The organism is Anabaena sp. CCY 9910, assembly GCF_963920875.1.
GTDB classification, from domain to species: domain Bacteria; phylum Cyanobacteriota; class Cyanobacteriia; order Cyanobacteriales; family Nostocaceae; genus Trichormus; species Trichormus variabilis.
The window spans coordinates 20,851-42,759 of record NZ_CAWUDJ010000049.1; the positions used below are offsets into that span (position 1 = coordinate 20,851).

At 41.6% G+C, this 21,909-nt stretch carries 13 protein-coding genes; 6 read left to right on the plus strand and 7 right to left on the minus strand.

The features are described from left to right. Positions 1 to 117: 117 nt before the first annotated feature. From ACM5QX_RS25340 to ACM5QX_RS25350, 3 genes are all read left to right on the plus strand, one after another. Positions 118 to 5,532, plus strand: coding sequence for an AAA family ATPase (locus ACM5QX_RS25340; protein WP_414756052.1), 5,415 nt, complete (start codon positions 118 to 120; stop codon positions 5,530 to 5,532). 126 nt (positions 5,533 to 5,658) lie between these two features. Then, positions 5,659 to 7,026: an NAD-dependent succinate-semialdehyde dehydrogenase gene (locus tag ACM5QX_RS25345; protein ID WP_414756053.1), complete on the plus strand. Its 1,368-nt coding sequence runs from the start codon at positions 5,659 to 5,661 to the stop codon at positions 7,024 to 7,026. An 85-nt stretch (positions 7,027 to 7,111) separates the two neighbouring features. Then, positions 7,112 to 8,755: an acetolactate synthase large subunit gene (locus ACM5QX_RS25350; RefSeq protein ID WP_010997705.1), complete on the plus strand. Its 1,644-nt coding sequence runs from the start codon at positions 7,112 to 7,114 to the stop codon at positions 8,753 to 8,755. Positions 8,756 to 9,655: 900 nt separating this feature from the next. On the opposite strand, the gene ACM5QX_RS25355 is transcribed toward ACM5QX_RS25350, so the two are convergent. Together ACM5QX_RS25355 and ACM5QX_RS25360 are read right to left on the minus strand one after the other, a co-directional pair. Further along, entirely contained in the window at positions 9,656 to 10,258 is a 603-nt protein-coding gene (locus ACM5QX_RS25355; protein ID WP_414756054.1) for a hypothetical protein, read from the minus strand. 446 nt (positions 10,259 to 10,704) lie between these two features. Beyond that, positions 10,705 to 11,577 (minus strand): 4-hydroxybenzoate solanesyltransferase, encoded by an 873-nt coding sequence (locus ACM5QX_RS25360; RefSeq protein ID WP_414756055.1) that lies wholly within the window; start codon positions 11,575 to 11,577, stop codon positions 10,705 to 10,707. A gap of 421 nt (positions 11,578 to 11,998) precedes the next feature. On the opposite strand from ACM5QX_RS25360, the gene ACM5QX_RS25365 reads away from it, so the two are divergent. From ACM5QX_RS25365 to ACM5QX_RS25375, 3 genes are all read left to right on the plus strand, one after another. Next, positions 11,999 to 13,651: a Ppx/GppA phosphatase family protein gene (locus tag ACM5QX_RS25365; RefSeq protein WP_414756056.1), complete on the plus strand. Its 1,653-nt coding sequence runs from the start codon at positions 11,999 to 12,001 to the stop codon at positions 13,649 to 13,651. A 204-nt stretch (positions 13,652 to 13,855) separates the two neighbouring features. Beyond that, positions 13,856 to 14,926 (plus strand): DMT family transporter, encoded by a 1,071-nt coding sequence (locus ACM5QX_RS25370; protein ID WP_414756057.1) that lies wholly within the window; start codon positions 13,856 to 13,858, stop codon positions 14,924 to 14,926. Between the two features lie 437 nt (positions 14,927 to 15,363). Continuing rightward, the gene (locus tag ACM5QX_RS25375; RefSeq protein ID WP_414756058.1) at positions 15,364 to 16,533 is read left to right on the plus strand and encodes a peptidoglycan-binding protein; all 1,170 of its coding nucleotides are present in this window, start codon (positions 15,364 to 15,366) and stop codon (positions 16,531 to 16,533) included. Between the two features lie 159 nt (positions 16,534 to 16,692). Here the strand turns inward: ACM5QX_RS25375 and ACM5QX_RS25380 are convergent, their stop codons facing one another. The 5 genes from ACM5QX_RS25380 to ACM5QX_RS25400 form a co-directional block, all read right to left on the minus strand. Further along, positions 16,693 to 17,148 (minus strand): DUF2141 domain-containing protein, encoded by a 456-nt coding sequence (locus ACM5QX_RS25380; protein WP_414756059.1) that lies wholly within the window; start codon positions 17,146 to 17,148, stop codon positions 16,693 to 16,695. Between the two features lie 84 nt (positions 17,149 to 17,232). After that, positions 17,233 to 18,609: an ATP-binding protein gene (locus ACM5QX_RS25385; protein WP_414756060.1), complete on the minus strand. Its 1,377-nt coding sequence runs from the start codon at positions 18,607 to 18,609 to the stop codon at positions 17,233 to 17,235. Positions 18,610 to 18,806: 197 nt separating this feature from the next. Beyond that, the gene (gene hetF, locus ACM5QX_RS25390; protein ID WP_414756061.1) at positions 18,807 to 21,314 is read right to left on the minus strand and encodes a cell division protein HetF; all 2,508 of its coding nucleotides are present in this window, start codon (positions 21,312 to 21,314) and stop codon (positions 18,807 to 18,809) included. 8 nt (positions 21,315 to 21,322) lie between these two features. After that, positions 21,323 to 21,475, minus strand: coding sequence for a hypothetical protein (locus ACM5QX_RS25395; protein WP_414756062.1), 153 nt, complete (start codon positions 21,473 to 21,475; stop codon positions 21,323 to 21,325). Between the two features lie 128 nt (positions 21,476 to 21,603). Then, positions 21,604 to 21,747: a hypothetical protein gene (locus tag ACM5QX_RS25400; RefSeq protein ID WP_414756063.1), complete on the minus strand. Its 144-nt coding sequence runs from the start codon at positions 21,745 to 21,747 to the stop codon at positions 21,604 to 21,606. Between the last annotated feature and the right edge of the window lie 162 nt (positions 21,748 to 21,909).

The following is a 21,909-nucleotide window of genomic DNA, read 5'->3' on the forward strand; positions in this document are numbered from 1 at the left end:
ATCTAGTTGATGGGAATAATAACGAAGTGTGTATGCAATTTGTGAGGCTTTTCGTCAGCGAATTGCGACTTAAGGCTAGAGAAGTAAACACAAGTTTGCATTATGAGGTATGTATAAATGGCAACTCAACAATATTCCAACCCCATCATCACCGGATATCAAATTAGTTCTCAACTATATGCCGGTTCCAAAACAAGAGTATATCGAGCTATCCGCGAGCAAGATCAGCTCCCAGTAGTCATTAAAGTTCTAGCTTCCGATTATCCCAATTTCCAAGAATTACTACAGTTTCGCAATCAATACACTATTAGCAAAAATCTCAACGTTACCGGGATCATTCGTCCCTTATCATTAGAAATCTATGGTAACGGTTATATTTTGGTGATGGAAGACACAGGAGGTATTGCTTTACGAGAATATATCAAAACCACTCCCCTTCCCATAATCGAATTTTTGGCGATCGCTATCCAAATAACCAGTATTCTGCAAGAACTACACCTCAATCGTGTAATTCACAAAGATATCAAACCCGCAAACATCCTGATTCATCCCCAAACAAAACAAGTTCACCTGATCGACTTTAGCATCGCTTCATTATTACCTAAAGAAACGCAAGAAATCAGAAGTCCCAATGTTTTAGAAGGAACTCTCGCTTATATTTCCCCCGAACAAACCGGCAGAATGAACAGAGGAATCGACTACCGGAGTGATTTTTATTCTTTGGGTGTAACACTTTATGAACTATTGATGGGAGAGTTACCATTTAGTTCTGATGATCCGATGGAGTTGGTGTATTGTCACATAGCGAAAACACCGATCGCCTTGGGACACCAACAACATATTCCCCTAGTGTTATCTGATATCATCATGAAGCTGATGGCGAAAAATGCCGAAGATAGGTATCAGAGTGCTTTGGGATTAAAGCATGATTTAGAAACTTGTTTGTACCAATGCAAAAATAACGGCAAAATTACAGCTTTTGAAATTGGTAAACGGGATATGTGCGATCGCTTTCTCATTCCCGAAAAGCTTTATGGGCGAGAAACGGAAGTTAAAGTCTTACTGCAAGCTTTTGAACGTGTCACCAAAGGCAAATCAGAAATGATGTTAGCGGCAGGATTTTCGGGTATTGGTAAAACCGCCGTCGTTAACGAAGTTCACAAGCCTATTACCCGTCAACAAGGGTATTTCATCAAAGGTAAATTTGATCAGTTCAATCGCAATCTTCCCTTATCAGCCTTTGTGCAAGCCCTGCGGGATTTAATGGGGCAATTGTTATCAGAATCAGACTCGCAATTATCTAAGTGGCGCACCAAGATCCTAGATACTGTAGGCAATAACGGACAAGTGCTAATTGAGGTGATTCCCGAACTAGAAATCATCATCGGTAAACAACACCCTGCGCCGGAACTGTCGGGAATAGCCGCCCAGAATCGCTTTAACTTATTGTTCCAAAAGTTTATTACAATTTTTAGCAGCCCAAAACATCCCTTGGTGATGTTTTTAGATGACTTACAGTGGGCAGATACGGGTTCCCTACAGTTGATCAAACTGCTGATGGAGGATCAGAGTTATCTCCTGTTGTTGGGGGCTTATCGAGATAATGAAGTCCACACCGCCCACCCGTTGATTTTGACAGTAGAAGAACTGAAAAAAGCGGGAAAAACTGTTAATAAAATTACTCTCGCCTCCCTGACCTTCTGTGATACGAATCATTTAGTTGCTGATACCCTGCATTGTAAAGCAGAGCGATCGCATCCCCTGACGGAATTAATTGAGCGTAAAACCAAAGGTAATCCCTTTTTTATCACCCAGTTTCTCAAGGCGTTACACGAAGATCAGCTGATTACTTTTAATTGCCATCAAGGTTATTGGGAATGTGATATTACCCAAATCAATGAACTATCCCTCACTGATGATGTGGTGAAGTTTATGGCACAAAAGTTGCAGAAATTTCCTAGTAAAACACAAGATGTACTCAAGTTAGCCGCTTGTATTGGTAACTCTTTTGATTTAAATACCTTAGCAATTGTTTTAGAAAAATCAGCAGCAGATACGGCAGATGCTTTATGGAAAGCTTTACAGGAAGGATTAATTCTGCCTCAAAGCGAAGTCTACAAATTTTATTTGGATCATGATCGCCAAGATGCCCATGTTAACAACAGCCAAAATGTGGAATATCGATTTTTACACGATCGCGTCCAACAAGCTGCTTATTCTTTGATTCCCCAAGACCAAAAACAAGCGACTCATTACCAAATCGGACAACTGCTGTTAAAACAGATCTCTCCAGTCGCTAGAGAAGAGCGAATTTTTGAACTGGTCAATCAACTCAACTACGGAATTGCTTTAATTACCCAACAAACAGAACGAGATGAATTAGCCCAACTCAATCTCACCGCCTGTCGTAAAGCCAGGAGTGCCACAGCTTATCAAGCGGCTCATGAATATATTACCGTGGGTTTGTTATTGTTGGGCGAGAAAGCTTGGCAGCACCAGTATGAAATCACCTTGCATCTACATGAATTTGCGGCGGAAGTCGCTTCTCTGCGTGGTGACTTTGCACAGATGGAACAGTTTATTAATATTGTCACCGCCCAAGCGCACACTTTAATTGAACAGGTTAACGTTTACCGTATTAGGATTCAAGCTTATATTTCCCAGAATAAATTTGCCGAAGCAATTGCGATCGCCCAAAAAATCTTACGACAATTGGGGGTAACCTTTGCTGAAGTACCCACACCAGCAGTTATTCAACAGGAAATCCAAGAGATTAGGGAACTGATTGGTGACAGAGCAATTGCAGATTTAGTTCACCTACCCATCATCACAGATGAGGAGAAAGTTGCCATTGTCCAGATTGCCAGTAGCATCATGACAGTGGCTTACCTCTCCGGCTCTCCCCTGTTTCCATTAATCACTTTGCTGTTAGTCAAAATATCCATCCAGTACGGAAATACACCAGCTACAGGGTATATCTATAGTACTTATGGTGTGCTGCTGTGTAATGTTTTGCAAGATGTGGATACAGCAACAGAATTTGGTCAATTAGCACTGCAAATAGTGTCAAAAGTGGACGCTAAGGCGACTCAACCCCAAGTTTTGCTAGTTTTGGCATTGTATATTTTACAACGCAAATCTCATGTCCAAGAGATTTTACCACTCTTGCAAAAAGGCTATGCGATCGCTCTAGAAGTGGGCAACCTAGAGTTTGCCGGTCATCATGCCCACAATTTTTGTAGCCATTCTTTTTGGTGTGGTCAGCACCTTGCCACTTTACAAGAAGATGCTCGCGCCTACAGCAATGAGTTGGAGCAACTCAATCAAATAACAACAGCCAATTATGTCCGCATTTATTGGCAATCTACATTAAATTTACTTGGTTTTGCTGTCCATCCCACCATCTTGTCTGGGGAAGCCTTGCAAGAACAAGAATTTATCCCTCTGTTAATAGCTGCCAATGATGGGTATGGGTTGTATATTTTCTATTTGTACAAGCTGATGCTGTGCTACTTGTTTGGCGAAATTGAGACAGCGAAAAGCATTACTATTAAGATTAAAGATCATTTAATGGCTGCTGCTGGACTTTTCTGTGAACCAATATTTTATCTCTATGATTCTTTGATTGCTTTAGCACAGTTAAGACAAAATTCAGAAGAAGTATTAGCCACATTACAGTACGTTGCAGAAAACCAAGCCAAGTTACAAAGATGGGCGCAATATGCCCCCATGAATCACCAGCATAAGCTTGATTTAGTGGCAGCAGAAAGATATCGAGTTTTGGGTGAAAAAACCTCAGCAATTGAATATTACGATCACGCTATCTCCGGAGCCAAAAAATCCCAATACATTCAAGAAGAAGCACTCAGCAATGAGCTAGCAGCTAAATTTTACTTGGACTGGGGCAAAGACAAAGTTGCCCAGATATATATGCAGGAGGCATATTATTGTTATGCACGTTGGGGCGCAAAAGCTAAAATTGATAACTTAGAAAAACTCTACCCTCAACTGCTTAAACCCATCTTGCAACGGCGACAACTCAACTTTAATCCCTTAGAAACTATTGCACCGATTAACCGCAACACCATCGCCGTCCCAACTGACACTGCTGGCACAAGTAGCACTAGTATTTCTGATATCCTGGATTTTACTTCTGTCCTCAAAGCTGCTCAAGCAATATCCAGCACCATCGAATTAGAAGAATTAATTGTCAATTTGACAAAAATTATCCTCGAAATTTCTGGAGCTAAAAAGATTGTTTTAATCCTTCCCCAAGACAATGCTTGGTATGTTCGAGCAATTACTTTTATTAGTTATGAGAACAAACCAGAAGGGAAAATTCAAAACATTCTACTTCTACAACCAATTGATACTTGTAAATATATCCCTGGAACAATCATTAATTATGTGAAAAACACCCTGGAAACTCTGGTAATTGATAATTATCAAATAGATATTCCTGGGCTGATAGATCAATATCTCCTCAAACATCAACCGAAAAGTGTATTATGTCAGCCAATTATTAAACAAAGCAATTTATTAGGCATTTTATATTTGGAGAATCAAATTACCTCTGGAGTATTTACCCTAGAACGCTTGCAAGTAATTAACTTGCTTTCCTCTCAAGCAGCTATATCTCTGGAAAATGCTTGCCTGTATCAAAAAGCTCAACAAGCATTACAAGATTTACAAGCAGCCCAATTACAAATTATCCAAAGTGAGAAAATGTCTGCCTTGGGTAATTTAGTGGCTGGAGTAGCCCATGAAATGAATAATCCTTTGGGTTTTATTACCGCGACTTTAAAACAAGCTAAACCCACAATTGCCGATATTGCTGAACATCTAAGATTATACCAAGCAAATTTCCCCAACAAAAGTGCAGAAATTATTAACCATGCTGAAGAAATTGACTTAGATTATAGCTTAGAAGATTTGCCAAAGATGATAGATGCAATGGTGATGGCTAGCGACAGACTAAAAAATATCAGCACCAGCTTAAGAACTTTCTCCCGTGCCGATACAGACCATAAAGTAAGCTTTAATGTCAACGAAGGTATAGACAGTACCATTCTTATTCTCAAGCATCGGCTCAAAGCTAATGAACAACGTCCCGCCATTGAGGTGATAACTGATTATGGTAATTTACCTCAAATTGAATGTTTTCCTGGGCAATTAAACCAGGTGTTTATGAATATTCTAGCCAATGCTATTGACGCATTAGAAGCAGCAAATAAAGGACAAACTCTTGAGGAAATAAAAGCTCATCCTAACCAAATTACAATTACTACTACAGTTCATAATGACCAAGTGAAAATTATCATTGCTGATAATGGGATTGGGATGGATGAACAAGTGAAACAAAAAATATTTGACCACTTATTTACTACGAAAGCCGTTGGTAAAGGTACAGGGTTAGGACTAGCGATCGCCCGGCAAATTGTCGTAGAAAAACACAATGGTTCACTATTTGTAAATTCTCAACTCGGTGCAGGGACTGAATTTGTCATCACCTTACCGATTCTCACTCGTTGAGCAAGCTTTTAAATATAGGAACTAAATTTTGTCCAAAAGATTAAAATTTGGGTGGTAGCCTCCTTGGGAAAATATGTGTAACACTAAGAAGCTACCTCAAGCTATTTTTAAACGGGAGGTTAGGCAATGGCGATCGCCACCATCAATCCCGCCACTGGGGAAACGCTCAAAACCTTTGAGCCACTCAACGATGCAGAAATTGCCGCTAAATTAGATTTGGCAGACCAGGCTTTTGAAAAGTACCGACATACGAGTTTTGCAGAGCGATCGCAAGCTTTGCAAGCAGCCGCCAATATACTGGAGCAAGAAAAAGCTGACTTCGCTAAGTTAATGACCTTGGAAATGGGCAAGCCTTACAAAGCAGCCATTGCCGAAGTCGAAAAATGTGCTGCTGTTTGCCGCTACTATGCGGAAAATGCCGCCGATTTTCTGGCTGATGTCAGTGTCAAAACTGATGCCAGTCATAGCTTTGTCCGCTACCAACCCTTGGGGATAATTTTGGCAGTCATGCCGTGGAATTTCCCCTTCTGGCAAGTGTTCCGCTTTGCTGCACCTGCACTCATGGCAGGTAATGTCGGCTTACTCAAACACGCATCGAATGTACCACAGTGCGCTTTAGCCATCGAAGATATTATCCATCGGGCAGGTTTTCCTGGAGGTGTATTTCAAACTCTGTTAATCGGTGCGGCGAAAGTTGCCGATTTAATGGCTGATGAGCGAGTAAAAGCTGCTACCTTAACCGGAAGCGAACCAGCCGGCGCATCTCTAGCGGCGGCGGCGGGAAAACAAATTAAAAAAACAGTCTTGGAATTGGGGGGAAGTGACCCATTTATTGTGTTAGAAAGTGCTGATGTAGAAGCAGCCGCCGCTACAGCTACATCAGCACGGATGTTAAATAACGGACAATCTTGTATTGCCGCGAAACGCTTTATTGTGGCAGAAGCGATCGCCGATCAATTTGAAAAGTTGCTGTTAGAAAAATTCACAGCGCTGAAAATTGGCGACCCCTTACATCTAGATACAGACTTAGGGCCACTAGCAACCCCCGATATCCTCCAAGAATTAGACCAACAAGTACAAACTGCCGTCAAAAGTGGCGGTAAAGTCTTGACCGGTGGCTATCCTTTAGCAGATCGTCCTGGCAACTTTTACCCGGCCACAATTATCATAGATATCCCAGTTGATCAGCCCATTGCCCAAGAAGAATTTTTTGGCCCAGTGGCGTTGTTATTTCGTGTCCCAGATATCGATACAGCAATTCAACTGGCCAATGCTACACCCTTTGGTTTAGGCGCAAGTGCTTGGACAAATAACGACCAAGAACGCGATCGCCTGATTTCCGAAATTGAAGCAGGCGCAGTATTTATTAATGGTTTAGTAAAATCCGACCCCAGACTACCATTTGGGGGCATAAAACGTTCTGGGTATGGCCGAGAATTAAGCATTCAAGGCATACACGAGTTCGTTAATGTTAAAACCGTTTGGGTGAAATAAGTTGTTTTTGTCAGTTGTTAGTTGTTTATTCTTTGCCACTGACAACTGACTATTGACTCTTTCGCAAATAAGGAATTAATTCAAAATGAATACAGCAGAACTGTTAGTACAGTGTTTAGAAAATGAAGGAGTGCAATATGTTTTTGGACTTCCTGGTGAAGAAAATTTACACGTTTTAGAAGCACTTAAACATTCCTCGATTCAATTTATTACAACCCGTCATGAACAAGGTGCAGCTTTCATGGCAGATGTTTATGGACGTTTGACAGGAAAAGCCGGCGTATGTCTTTCTACCTTAGGGCCGGGGGCAACAAATCTCATGACTGGGGTGGCTGATGCCAACCTAGATGGTGCGCCTTTGGTGGCGATTACTGGACAAGTGGGAACCGATAGAATGCACATCGAATCCCATCAATATTTAGATTTAGTGGCGATGTTTGCCCCTGTAACTAAGTGGAATAAACAAATTGTCCGACCGAGTATTACACCAGAAGTTGTGCGTAAAGCCTTCAAGCGATCGCAAAGCGAAAAACCAGGGGCAGTTCACATAGATTTACCAGAAAATATTGCCGCTATGCCTGTAGAGGGCAAACCGTTGCAGAAAGACAACATCGAAAAAACATACGCATCTTTCGCCAGTATTCGTGCCGCCGCCGCCGCTATTTCTCAAGCCGTTAATCCTTTAATCTTAGTAGGAAATGGTGCAATTAGGGCTAAAGCTAGTGATGCTGTCACCCAATTTGCTACCCAAATGAATATCCCCGTTGCTAATACTTTCATGGGTAAAGGTGTGATTCCTTACACTCATCCCTTAGCCTTATGGTCGGTAGGATTGCAACAAAGAGATTTCATTACTTGCGGCTTTGATAATACAGATTTAGTAATTGCTATTGGTTACGATTTGATCGAATTTTCACCCAAAAAATGGAACCCAGAAGGCAAAATTCCTATTGTCCATATTGGTGCAGATTCTGCGGAAATTGACAGCAGCTATATCCCTAATGTATCCGTTATTGGTGATATTTCTGACTCTCTAGTAGAAATATTAAAAGTAGCAGATAGACAAGGAAAACCTAATCCTTATGCTATCAGCTTAAGAGGCAATATTCGGGAAGATTACGAACAATATGCCAATGATGATGGTTATCCGATTAAGCCACAAAAGTTGATCTATGACTTACGGCAGGTAATGGGGCCTGATGATATCGTAATTTCTGATGTTGGCGCTCATAAAATGTGGATAGCCCGTCATTATCATTGCCATAGCCCTAATACCTGTATTATTTCTAATGGCTTCGCCGCAATGGGTATTGCTATTCCTGGTGCTTTGGCTGCAAAACTCGTTTATCCTAACCGTAAAGTTGTCGCCGCTACTGGTGACGGTGGTTTTATGATGAATTGCCAGGAATTAGAAACAGCTTTACGAGTTGGTACACCATTTGTCACTCTAATTTTCAATGATGGCGGCTACGGTTTAATTGAATGGAAACAAGAAAATCAATTTGGTAAAGGACAATCATCCTTTGTACATTTCGGCAATCCAGATTTTGTCAAACTAGCCGAAAGTATGGGCTTAAAAGGTTACAGAGTTGAATCAGCTTTAGATTTAATTCCCGTACTCAAAGAAGCCCTAGCACAAGATGTACCAGCCGTGATTGATTGTCCTGTAGATTACCGAGAAAATCGCCGCTTTACACAAAAAGCAGGTGAGTTAAGTTGTTCTGTTTAGTAATATTCTAGAAATGTTTTAGTTTGTAGTCAGCACTTTATTTCTGATTTCTATCAGCACTGAAAAGCTGACTACAAATACTATTTTCTTGGCTTTTCCTGTTGTCGCCGATTGTTGTCAAGACTCAGCAAACCATAGAAAGTAATTATAGTGAAATTTGTGCCAATAAAATATATAACTGCACTTCCATCAAGTTATTGAATCATCACAGTATTTTTTCTGGAGTTATTCCATAAACTTGTTTACTGAAGACTTTACACCAAACTTTTATAATTATTTTTTATCCTCGTAGTCGTAGGGTGGGCAATACCCACCACAAAATTAGTTTTTTATCATGATTTGCAGATATATATAACCACTAAATATTTAACATAATCAAATAAATTTCTAACTTTTGTGATACTCAGTAACCTAACTACAGATAGTATAAGGCTTTAGCTTTATGCCCATAGTATGAGAAAGAATAAAGCAAATAATGCGTTATATAATCCTTAAGAATTAGATGTTGAATTCAAGTTGGCAAATTCCACTTCCGTTGGATCAATACCTAAATCATCGGGTTGTCATATATTTTTTCAGCGATGGACTATGGGTGCCGATTAAATATTGCAATTTATCAAAGGCAATTGACCTTCATCACAAAACACTCATTGAAGCAAACAAAGAATTTTTTGTTTTTCCTGTTGATTTAAACCCAAATAATTTCCATGATTAGCCAATGGAGCAAATGAATAATGACCACATTAGGACTTAAGCAAACAGGTTATCTGTTGAGACCGGGTGTAAGGGTTTCAATCATTTATACCCTTATACCCCTACACCCCTACACCCTTGTCCAAACCTTTGATCTTTCGTTTTCATGCGTAAGTCCCATACATATCTTATGAGTTAAACTACCAATTACCATTTTTCAGCCCAATAAATAATTTCTGAAGCTGAACTATTAATGGCCACGCCATAGCTATCACCGTGATTCCACTTAAAACCAGGTCTACCTTTATCCTTTGCATTTAAAACAAGTATTTCATAAGAAGGTGGAAAAGACTCGGCAGCAGATTCACTGGTGTAGAAAAACGTAGTCGGTACACCATTAGGTAAATTGGCGTGAACGTTTGTGTCACCGCCTCTATATTGATGTTTAGCCAGTTTGCGGTACTGGTTGAGTAATTGTTGAATTTGTTCTGGTGACTTTCTCAGCCTTACTTGGAAGTAACTACCAGTTTGTGAACTTCCTGGTGCATAGGCTAGGCGCTCATTTTCGACTCCAGCAGGTATTTCTGAAGGAAAGTGTTTAATGTCGTCCTGACTAGACCATAGTTGATGGCGTATTTCTTTGTAGCGTGATGTATCTGTGACTATTTCCGACTGGCTACTAGTGATAAAAGCTTTTCTTAGAAAGAAACTTCCCCCAACAACACCAACGCTGCCAAGAGACAATAAAACTATCATCGTGATTTTGACTAGGTGCGATGGGTTCTGACCCAATGTAAGTGATCGCTTCATAGAGTTGGGTGAGTCTAACTTCTATAGCTATATACCCAACTACTAAACTAGATTCGTAATATTTCGGAGGCGATCGCAGATATTTTGATAAAAACTTTTTAAAAGTACGGAAAATACTGCTTTTTTATAAAATTCAGGTAAAGATTGTTCAGTAGGAATACGTAGAAAAATAAGGACACAGCATCGCTTTGTCCCTCTGAGTGTGAAGTTATTGGGACTTACAGATGAAAATGAAAAATCAAGGGTTTGGACAAGGGTGTAGGCTAACATCTTGCAGCTTATCAATCAGCAAGTGGTGGGCATTGCCCTACGAAATAATTAGCCTTTTACCTTGTTATTTTCGCAATAAGAGAGCGGTGCAAGGTATTAAGTGGGGATGTCAATTTTAAACGCCTTACACCCTTACACCCCTATACCCTTACACCCCTATACCCTTACACCCTTCCTCACAAAGAACCAAATATCATCCCAGCCAGTACAATAAAACCAATCCAGACATTTTGCCGGAACATCTCACCGTAAGCAGGATTAGGCAATTGTGGCTGCCTTAAACGTAAAACCTGCCAAATCCAACCAACTGAAGCGATTCCTAAGGTAATCCAGAATGCTAGATGTAAATGGATGGCAACACCCAACCAAGTTAGGCAAATAATTGTGCCTAAAAAGAAAATGCCAATAGCTAAAGGAGCATAATCACCAAAAAATAAGGCACTGGAATTAACACCAATGCGTCGATCATCTTCGCGATCGCTCATAGCGTAAACTGTATCAAATCCCAATGTCCACAGTAAGGTTGCCCCCCACAGTAACCACGTTGCTTGAGAAATGTTTTGTGTTACCGCACTCCAGCTAATTAACACCGCAAAACCCCAAGCAATTGACAAAACCAACTGCGGGACAGGAAACACTCGCTTTGCACCCGGATAAAGCAAAATTACAGGCACGGCAGCCACAGATAACCAAAAGCTCAAGGGGTTAAGGTAATAAGCGAGAATTGCCGCACAAAATAACGATATAATACCAACTGCAATACCAACTTTTATAGAAAGCGTCCGAGCTGCTAAGGGGCGATCGCGTGTTCTCTCCACTTCTGGATCAATATCCCGATCCCATAAATCATTAACCACACATCCAGCCGCACTGGTAGCCAGAGTACCCAGGATAATTACCCCCACCAAAGGCAAAGGGGGTTTGCCTGCCGCCGCCAAAAACACAGCCCAAAGTGCTGGAATCATCAAAATTAATCGTCCTTCTGGTTTGTGCCACCGCAAAAGACGGAAAATTGTTAGCCAAACAGGTTCTTGGTTAGTCTCTAGCATGGGGATTGGGTATGGGGGATTGGGTATGGGGGATTGGGTATTGGGGATTGGGTGTTGGGGATTGGGTATTGGGTATCGATGTAGATTACCTATGATTATTATGTTTTTCTCTACTCTTCCCAGTCCCTAGTCCCCAGTCCCTAGTCCCCAATCCCCAGTCCCCAGTCCCGACTTCACACATCTTTACATCTATAGAATAGCGTTATTTGATATTTGTAAAGACATAATCTTCAGTGGCAACTTTAACTAAATTTAATTAAATAGTCACGAAAATTGTCAGCAGCAGGGTGAATATACTTAATTTCAGGTAGTTCCAACTACGCTCAACCTGAAAATTAAGTGTGTTGCAACATAATATCAGTGCCAACTACCCCGACACATCATTCATTACCATCCATCCTGAATACAGAGAGAAGACTAGATGGTGAATTTAGTTTCATCTAGCTGGGAGAGTGTCAACACTCAACCAGTTCAGCAACACCGGATTATTGCTGCCATTGACATGGGAACCAATTCTCTGCACATGGTAGTGGTAAAGATTGACCCGACACTACCAGCTTTTAGCATTGTTTCCAGAGAAAAAGAAACAGTGCGACTGGGCGATCGCAATATTACCACTGGGGAGTTAAAACCACAGGTTATGGCAAAAGCGATCGCTACGTTGAAGCGCTTTCAAGAAGCGGCTAAAACTGCCAATGCGGAAACATTAATTGCTGTGGCGACTAGTGCGGTGCGGGAAGCCCCCAATGGTAAAGATTTTTTACACCAGATAGAAACAGAGTTGGGTTTAAGCGTTGACTTGATTTCTGGGCAAGAAGAAGCACGACGCATTTACCTTGGTGTTTTGTCGGGGATGGAATTTCATAACCAACCGCACCTGATTATTGATATTGGTGGTGGTTCTACAGAATTAATTTTAGGTGACACTCAAGAACCGCGCACTCTCACCAGTACCAAAATTGGTGCTGTACGACTCACAAGCGAGTTAATCACCACAGACCCCATCAGTAATATCGAGTTTCAATACCTGCAAGCCTACGCCAGGGGGATGTTAGAACGTTCTGTGGAAGAAGTGCTAGCTAACCTGAATCCCGGCGAATCTCCCCGTTTAATTGGCACTTCCGGCACTGTTGAAACCATCGCCATGATTCATGCGCGGGAAAAAACGGGTACAGTCCCTTCTACCCTCAACGGCTATCAATTCACCCTCAAAGACTTGCGAGAGTGGGTAAATCGCCTGCGGAGAATGACAAATGCCGAAAGAGCCGCTATCCCTGGAATGCCCGAAAAGCGCTCTGAAGTCATACTCGCCGGCGCTGTCATCTTGCAAGAAGCTATGACCCTTTTGGGTGTAGATTCATTAACCGCTTGTGGTCGCGCACTACGGGAAGGGGTAATTGTTGACTGGATGTTAAGCCACGGCCTAATTGAAGACCGATTACGGTTTCAAAGTTCAATTCGCCAGCGTAGTATACTCAAACAAGCCAGCAAGTATCAAGTTAACTTAGAGTATAGCGATCGCGTAGCCACATTTGCCCTGAGTTTATTTGACCAAACCCAAGGACTACTACACCACTGGGGCAGCAACGAACGGCGATTACTTTGGGCGGCAGCAATTTTACACAACTGTGGTCATCATGTCAGCCATTCATCCCACCACAAACATTCCTACTATCTCATTCGCAATAGTGAACTACTCGGTTACAACGAAACCGAGATCGAAATCATTGCCAATTTAGCCCGCTATCACCGCAAATCACCACCCAAGAAAAAGCATGAAAATTACCGAAACCTATTGAGTAAAGAGCATCGGCAAATCGTGAGCCAATTAAGTGCGCTGTTAAGATTGGCAGTAGCATTAGATCGGCGACAAATTGGGGCGATCGCTCAAATCAAATGTGATTATTATCACCACTTCCAGCAGTTTAATTTGCTGATCTATCCATCTCGACCCGATGACGATTGCGCTTTAGAACTATGGAGTTTAGACTACAAAAAAGCAGTCTTTGAAGCAGAATTTGGCGTGAAATTACTCACCCACTTAGAAAAAAATCTACTTCCTAATTTCTCCTAAACAATATACGTTGCTGGTGATCAATTCAGGAGTGATAATAGGTGACTGGTCATAGGTAATAGCTAAAAATCTTCTCCCAATTACCAATTACCCGTTACCCATGACCAAAGCCCCTAAGTATTATTTCCTTCACAAAAAGACACAATTGGGTAGAATTGGTTAAAGTAATCTCTGCACCCGTAAACCAAAGGCATCACCAACACCATGCAACTGAAACTCAGTGCATCCAAATTTCCCATAGCCCCTCTACTGTTAATTGCTCCATTTTTCCTATGGGGGACGGCAATGGTAGCAATGAAAGGAGTCATACCCCACACCACACCGTTTTTCATGGCGGGAGTGCGGCTGCTACCAGCGGGAGTGTTAATTTTAATTGCCGCCGCGCTGTCAGGTAGACCCCAGCCTAATAGTTGGCAAGGGTGGTTGTGGATTGCTTTATTTGGGCTAGTGGATGGAACCTTATTTCAAGGGTTCTTAGCTGAGGGGTTAGTCCGTACCAGTGCGGGTTTAGGTTCAGTCATGATTGACTCCCAACCTTTAGCGGTGGCGTTGCTGTCGTTGTGGCTATTTCAAGAACGGATTGGTTTATGGGGATGGCTGGGATTAGGTCTGGGAGTCACAGGAATTAGTTTAATTGGCTTACCTGATGAGTGGATTTTCAGTTTACTAGGCACAGGTGCAGAGGTGACAATTGGCAACTGGCAAAACCTGTTTGCCAGTGGTGAATGGTTAATGTTGTTAGCGGCTTTGTCAATGGCCGTAGGAACGGTGTTAATTAGATTTGTGACGCGGTATGTAGACCCTGTAACGGCTACAGGCTGGCACATGATTATCGGTGGTTTGCCATTGTGGGGAATTTCCGCAGTTGTAGAATCTCAACAATGGGAAAATCTGGTAGGTTCGGAATGGCTGGCTTTAGCTTATGCTACCGTCTTTGGCAGTGCGATCGCCTACGGATTATTTTTCTACTTCGCTTCTAGTGGTAGTCTTACTAGCCTAAGTTCCCTCACCTTCCTTACTCCCATATTTGCCCTATTATTCGGTCATCTCTTACTTTCAGAGGTTCTCTCTACCTTGCAATGGGTAGGAGTATTCCTCACTTTAATCAGCATCTACCTCATAAATCAGCGTGATAACCTGGCAGGACAGAACAAAAAGTCTGTTATGGAGGAAATATCTGCAAAATCCCAGCCAATACTCGCAGAAGCAACTACGAAAAAGCTCAACCCCTTAGCTGTAAAAGTTAGAGAATCTGAGCCAGAAACTCTACCCTAATACCGTTTCTTGATGTAGCTTGTCTGGCGCAGCCATAGATGCACTTTATTCTGTACTGTAGAGAGGTTGCGTGCAACGTCTCTACATGATTTATTTGGCCCAACTTCATAGAGAATTGGTATAAGACACTTGCCAATAAAAAATCATCAAGGCTTATCCATCAATGTTTGAAACCCTTACACCCGGTCTCAACAGAAAATCTGAGTGCGTAAGTCCTATAATCAATCCCTGAGTGTGCAGAGCCAGTACAGTCACAAGAATCTGAGTTTTGAGATTACCTGAATCAGAAGAAAAAATAAAATAATTAGACAAAATAAGGTATATTACTAGCAACTAAGGTTAGATTTTTGCGTCAAAATAAAAATTAGTACTTACATAGATTTAGGTTATCAATTTCCTGATAACTTTAAAAACACATTCAGGCTCTAACTTTTAATATGAGGCTAAACTACCCCTCAATTGTCATACTTACCTGTGTTTCTTGTGTGGGTTTTTACTCAACTCAAGCCAGCACAGCTACAACCAACTTCGCACCTGAAAAATTAGAAGTCGCACAAGTCAGTTCCACTTCAACGACTGGGCAAGTTGCTCTTAAGCCAGGTAGTCAAGGGCCGGATGTGCAAACACTACAAATGCAATTAAAGCAGCTAGGATACTACAGTGGCATTGCTGATGGAAAATACGGTGACAGTACAAAAAAGGCTGTAGCAAAATTTCAGCAAGCTAAAGTGTTTAGTAGAGTTGATGGGGTGGCGGATCTAGCCACTAAAAGGGTTTTACAAACAGCCTTGATAGATAATCAGAATAAACTAGCTGTCGCCTCATCTTCTGAAGCTCCCGTCACAACTACCAATAACTCTAATTCAGCCTTTAGAGATTTTCTTTGGTGGTCAATATTGGGCTTAGGAACTTTAGGAACTATTGGCGCAATCCTATATTTATTACGGCGGTTCGACCCCAACAAACCACAAAAGCAACTCAAAACAGCACCACAAAAAGCTTTAAGTGCCAATCAACAAGATCCCATTGCCCCAGTTTTACAAGAGTTAGCACATACATCTAATTATCAGGAAACTACTGCTCAAGCCAGCGTTTCCCAAACAGCGCCAGCATCATTCCCCGCAACAGTGATGCCTGTTGAAACGACATCCCGTCTTGCTAAACTCAACATTGTTGATGAGTTAGTTCAAGATTTACGCAGTACCGACCCCAAAAAACGACACAAAGCTATTTGGGATTTAGGACAGCAGGGCGATTCACGCGCAATTCAACCACTCGTTAATATGTTGATTGATGCCGATTCACAACAACGTAATTTAATTTTGGCTGCTTTATCAGAGATTAATGTCCGTTCACTCAAACCAATCAACAAGGCTTTTGCCGTCTCCATGCAGGATGAAAGCCCACAAGTCAGACAAAACGCCATTCGTGACTTGACCCGCGTCTATGACATGATGGCTCAGATGAGTCAGATGTTAGCTCATGCCCTAGATGATCCTGATGCTGAAGTTCAGGCAACAGCAAGGTATGCCCTAACTCAGATGAATAGAATGCGGAACGTAGATAAAACAAGCCTAGCAGACAATACTCCAGAAGATTCTCGCTAAAAAGTTAGGGAAGACCAAAAAACAAATTATTCCAAATTGATGGTTAGTAGGGTGCGTCAGTGCAAAAAACCTAGCTGTACCAAGAAATTATTCATACTGACGCACCCTACATTTTGGACTCACAAAAAGATGGGGATTTAGTCACTGATAAGAGGCTAATTATAACTTTTTCATCTGTACTTGAATAGTAGTGTTGCTGCCTGCCAAAATAAAAGCCGCATCTCCAAACTTGGGGGCGCTGGTGCGAACTTCCGGGTTACGGGAAAACCCAAAGGGTTCCACAGGCATACCTAAGTCATTGCGATTGAGAGTACCATCACCATTCAAATCTTGAATAGCAGCTACAGCGTAAGTTCCTGCTTTTAAGTTGTTAAAAGTAAGTTTCAAGGGTGTTTCGTTAATCTGAGTACACTGCCTATCAAACACCCGTTTGCGATCGCCGGGGAATCCTTGGCTACTAGTAAATATGCTGACGCAGACTTGTCCTTGTTTGTTTTTTAACCCATCAATTTCTACAGTCAGCTTGCCATTAAAATTAGCCCTAGCACTCCCTGACCACGTTAAATTTCCCAAAGTTGTCAGCAGTATGAGGCTAAATGCCCATTTTTTGCTCATAAGATATTAATTTATGGGTTTATGCAGACTGATCCTGACACGATTCAGTCAATATACGCAAGTATTTTGTATAAAAATATTGATTCATTTGCCGAATCCTTGAAATTTAAGCGGAATTTTAATAATGAACTCGGCTCCTTGTCCTAAGCTAGATACACAATCCATTTGTCCACCATGTTTCTCAACGATAATCTGATGGCAAATAGATAACCCTAAGCCAGTACCTTTACCTACAGGTTTAGTAGTGAAAAATGGGTCAAACAATCGCTGTTTTGCCTCTTCTGGAATTCCTATCCCATTATCAGCAATGCGAATTACTACTTGCTGATCATCTATGATTCCTGTCCGAATGATAATTTGTGGCTTAGTTACCATTCCCGGATATTTGACTGTGGATTCTTCTAAAGCATCAATGGCATTGCTGAGAAGATTCATAAATACTTGATTGAGTAAACCAGCATAGCAATCAACTAGAGGCAGGTTCTCATATTCTTTGATAACGTTAATAGGGTGAGTAATGTTTGGGTTTTTGAGCCGACTTTGTAAAATTAGCAGAGTACTATCAATACCTTCATGAATATCCACCAATTTTCTATCAGATTCATCTAGACGAGAGAAATTGCGTAAAGAGCGAATAATTTGTACGATCCGATCGCACCCACTACGCATAGAAGTTAGTAGATTAGGTAAATCATTGGTAATAAAGCCAAGTTCACTTTCAGCGATCGCAGTTGCAATTTCCTCTACAGGATGGGGATAATTATTTTGGTATAAATTGATGAGGCTGAGTAATTGCTGGGTATAGTCAATAGTGTGGACAAGATTACCAGCAATAAAGTTGATGGGATTATTAACTTCATGAGCAATACCAGCGACTAACTGACCTAAAGCCGCCATTTTCTCATTTTGCAGTAGTTGAGTATAGTTATTTTGCAGGTCACGAAATCCTGCCTTAGCTATTCGGGATTGTTTTTTAACGTGTTGTAGTTTTTCTAGGGTGAGAGCATGAATTTGGGAGTTAGCTAAAAGCAACTGATGGAAATCAAGTACCTTATACTTTCCTGATGAACTTTTCACTAAAATTGGTTCATAGACAAGTCTAGGCGATCGCTGCAATGCTTCCTGAGTAGCTTCTGTAACTAACTTATGTGCAGGAAAAGTAAAAACCTGTGGTTTGAGAAAATTGTAGAGGCTTTCAATCGGGCGCATCGAAAACAAGCCAAAACTATAAGGACGACTCATACACTCAAAAAAACTCTGTCGTGAAATCATCCCTACAACTTGTTGATGATCAGTTAAGATAACTCCCGGCAATAAAGGCTCATGCTCAAAAAATCTAATCAATTTGTTACCTGGAAGATGAATTTCCACCTCAATATCCCACACAGGTAATTCTTGTAACGTAGAATCTAATCTCAGGCTCAAATCATGACCATTTTTTACGCTTTGACTGGCGAGCATAATTTTGTTCCTTTGGGCCTTAAGTATTTTTGCTACTTTTCACTCCGAACAATTACAGTTCAGCCAATTACTAAAAAAGCAGTATCCCCATATTTATTTTTCCCAAAGTACTTTTACAAATTTTCACAATAGCGACTATCTAGCCTGCACTTCACGAAATCTTTATATGTGTCAGTTAGTCCCTACTCCCCATTTCCTCATCTTCCCCTACTTTGCTTGGGGCTTTTTTGTTGCAGAAGCGATCGCCAGTCTCGGAGACTATTTTCTGTCCATAGCCAATTTTTGCTCAATTCGTCTAGCTGAAAATTGATGGGATCTTTTTCTAAAACGGTTTGTCGTAATTTGAGGGCTTCATTTATATATTGCGCCTGTTTATCGGGAGGGAAATTACGGTTACGGGCATTTTTATACATCCCCAATGCTAAACCAGCATAGGCAGGTAAAGCCTCAATCGGTACATCTGATTTAGGGGAAACTTCGGCAACATCAGCAGCATTCACTTGTTTAAGTCCTAAACTTATTGCTTGAAACCAAGAGTTATTGGCTCGATTGATATTACCCTCAGCATAATAAGCAAATCCTAAAGCATTGATATATGAAAGCGATTTTGGGTTAGTTTTCACCGCTCTTTCCCAATAACGACGGGCATCATCAATACTGTATTTTTTATCTCCTGTTTGGATAGATTGCCAAGCTAATCTTCCTCTGAGGAAGTTAACTGATGCCTGTTTTTCTTGGTTGGAAGGAATTAATTGTAATGCCGCTTGGGCGGGTTGTAGTGCGTTGCGATTGAGTAATTCTTCTACAGCTGCTAATCCTGGTTCCAAATCACCTTGATTCAATTTTTCTGTGGCAGTGGCTGTCACCATTCCCGTAGGCATTTGGCGTAAATCCGTTGGGGGCTGAGTCTCAACTGGTAAAGATGGGGTGGGAATGGGGGGTATGTCGCGTACTACTGATGTCTGGCGACTTTGCCACCAACTAAATATCAGTATAATGGCGATCGCACCCACCCCAATCATCCCGAAAATCTGCCAACGCTGGCGACGGACACGATTTCTCGATGCCAGGAGGCGGAAATTTTCTAAGTCTTGGTTCAGGTTTTGAGCAGTATGATGAGTTGCCGGAGGTACAATTCTGGAGAAATCTTCCCTGGGTGCAGTTGCAATCGGTCGTTCTAGATGACTATCTGGCAAAGGTTGTCTAACTTCTGGAGGTACTTCAGGTTCTTCATCCCCTATAATTTGCTGGTCTAGTTGGCGAAATATATCGGAAACAAAAGCTGAATCTTCGGCATAACTTGGGTCATCATACTCAATCTCATCCACAAGATCACCCCAAGTTTCTTCCCCTAACCAATCCACTCCTGAAGAGTCATGCACCAAACCAGAGGGCATCATATCCTCAATTGGTAAAGACATTTCCCCATCATCCAGCACACCAGAGTAAGTAGATGCGGTATTGGCTGCTAAAGATGAACTATATTCATCCAGTGAACCAACACTTGTAGCTGCCGAGAGTTTGGGGCTAAGGAAACCGTCAAATTCCGGTTGGAGATATAAAATTGGTAATGCCCAGTAAAGCTGGTGTGAACCATAGGCAGAAATTAATCCCTGACGTACCCGGCTCACACATAAATCTACAGGATATCCTTGACTCAAGTTTCGATAAAACAATTGTGTGAGAGTCAATGCCACTTCATCAGGAATACGTTCCGACATTGCCAAGACGCTTTGAATACCCCGCTTAACTAAGCTATCTGTAAGGTTGCGTTCTCCTGTGTCGCCACTATTATCAAAGCTAGCGGTGTAAGTACCCCAACAGGAGTTAAACACCGCCATTTGGATATTATTGTTAACCAACAAACCCGCCAAATCATCACCACATAGGGTTTCTGTTAAGCCAGTCCGGCTACTAACCAAATAAATTTCCCCACCGTTCGGCCCTAAGTTACTATGACCGGAGTAGTGCAAAACATGATATCTGCCTTGTTCTAAAGCCTGGGTTACTTCTTCCCTCCCTGGCTGGTTGAGTAGGGTGAGATCAATTTCTGGGAGATAATTACCACCTTCGATTGATCTCGGTAGCTGACGATGTAGTTCCGCTTGCAGTCGAATAGATTCTTGTTTCAGCAGATCCAAACTCGCTTGATCAGTGGGTGATGCGAGGATCATTAAAACTCTCACAACCCCATCTTCTGGCAGCTTGAGTCTGTTGGCTGAAGGTACGCGAGAAGTTGGGGAAATACCACTTTGGTAGCGAGAGAAAGCAATATAAGGGCCTGTGGCTAGGGGGCGATCGCCTGCGTGCATTACTTCCCACGGCAGACGTGCTAACCTAGTATCCTTGAGACCTAACCGTAAACGTAGTACTTGTTGGTGGTTTTGAGCAATACCTTGGGCTGTAATTAAGCTATCTCTGAGAGTACCTTGAAACAGTGCATTATATAATTGTTGACCTAATGCTACCAAATTAACAGAGTTGCGAGCGATCGCACTTTCCCGCCCCATAGAAAGAAACGCATCTCCCTGTAAAACTGATTTCAATGGGTCATTCATCAAATGCCCAGCCGCCGCTAACCAATCAGCTACAGGCCATGTCACCAGTTCTTCTGCCAAAGGTACCCCAGGCGCGACTTCTTCCGTCCGCACCAAGTAGTCATTCTGCCCTACTGGGGTTACAGAAATGTGAAATTCCTGGGACACAACTTCTCCTATCTGCCTCCTAAATCTAGTTTGAAACCCCAAAGTTTCAATTCGATTTCCTTCTTTTCCTGTAAATCTAGATGCAGCAAGCCATTGAATGTTTCTCCACTCAAAGGTTTTGCTGGTTCTACATCTACAACTTTATCCGGATTGGTTAGCATCTGCCCAGAACACTTTAACGGTAGATGCACCTTGATCTTTAACTCCCCTAGTTGGTTGATAGCCACTGGGGGTTTTTTCTATAACTAGCATATACTTAGATTATTCTACTGTCTTGGGCAGAGAAAATTTACCAATTCTCAAAGACAGACCTTAACGAATAAGTATTTTGTCTAACTTTTAAAAAAGTTTCATCATTAATTTCCCAGTTGGCAAACATGGAATAGCCATCTTTGATATTTACCCAGTAACCAGAATCATTGTGCAGATTCATCCGGAATTGCCTAAATATGGGTAGAACAATTAATTGGTAGATGCACCCTGATAACTAACTCCCCTAGCTGGCTAACACCGACTGGGGGCTTTTTTTATGTTCATAAATAACCAGAATCATTGTGCAGATTCATCCGGAATTGCCTAAATATGGGTAGAACAA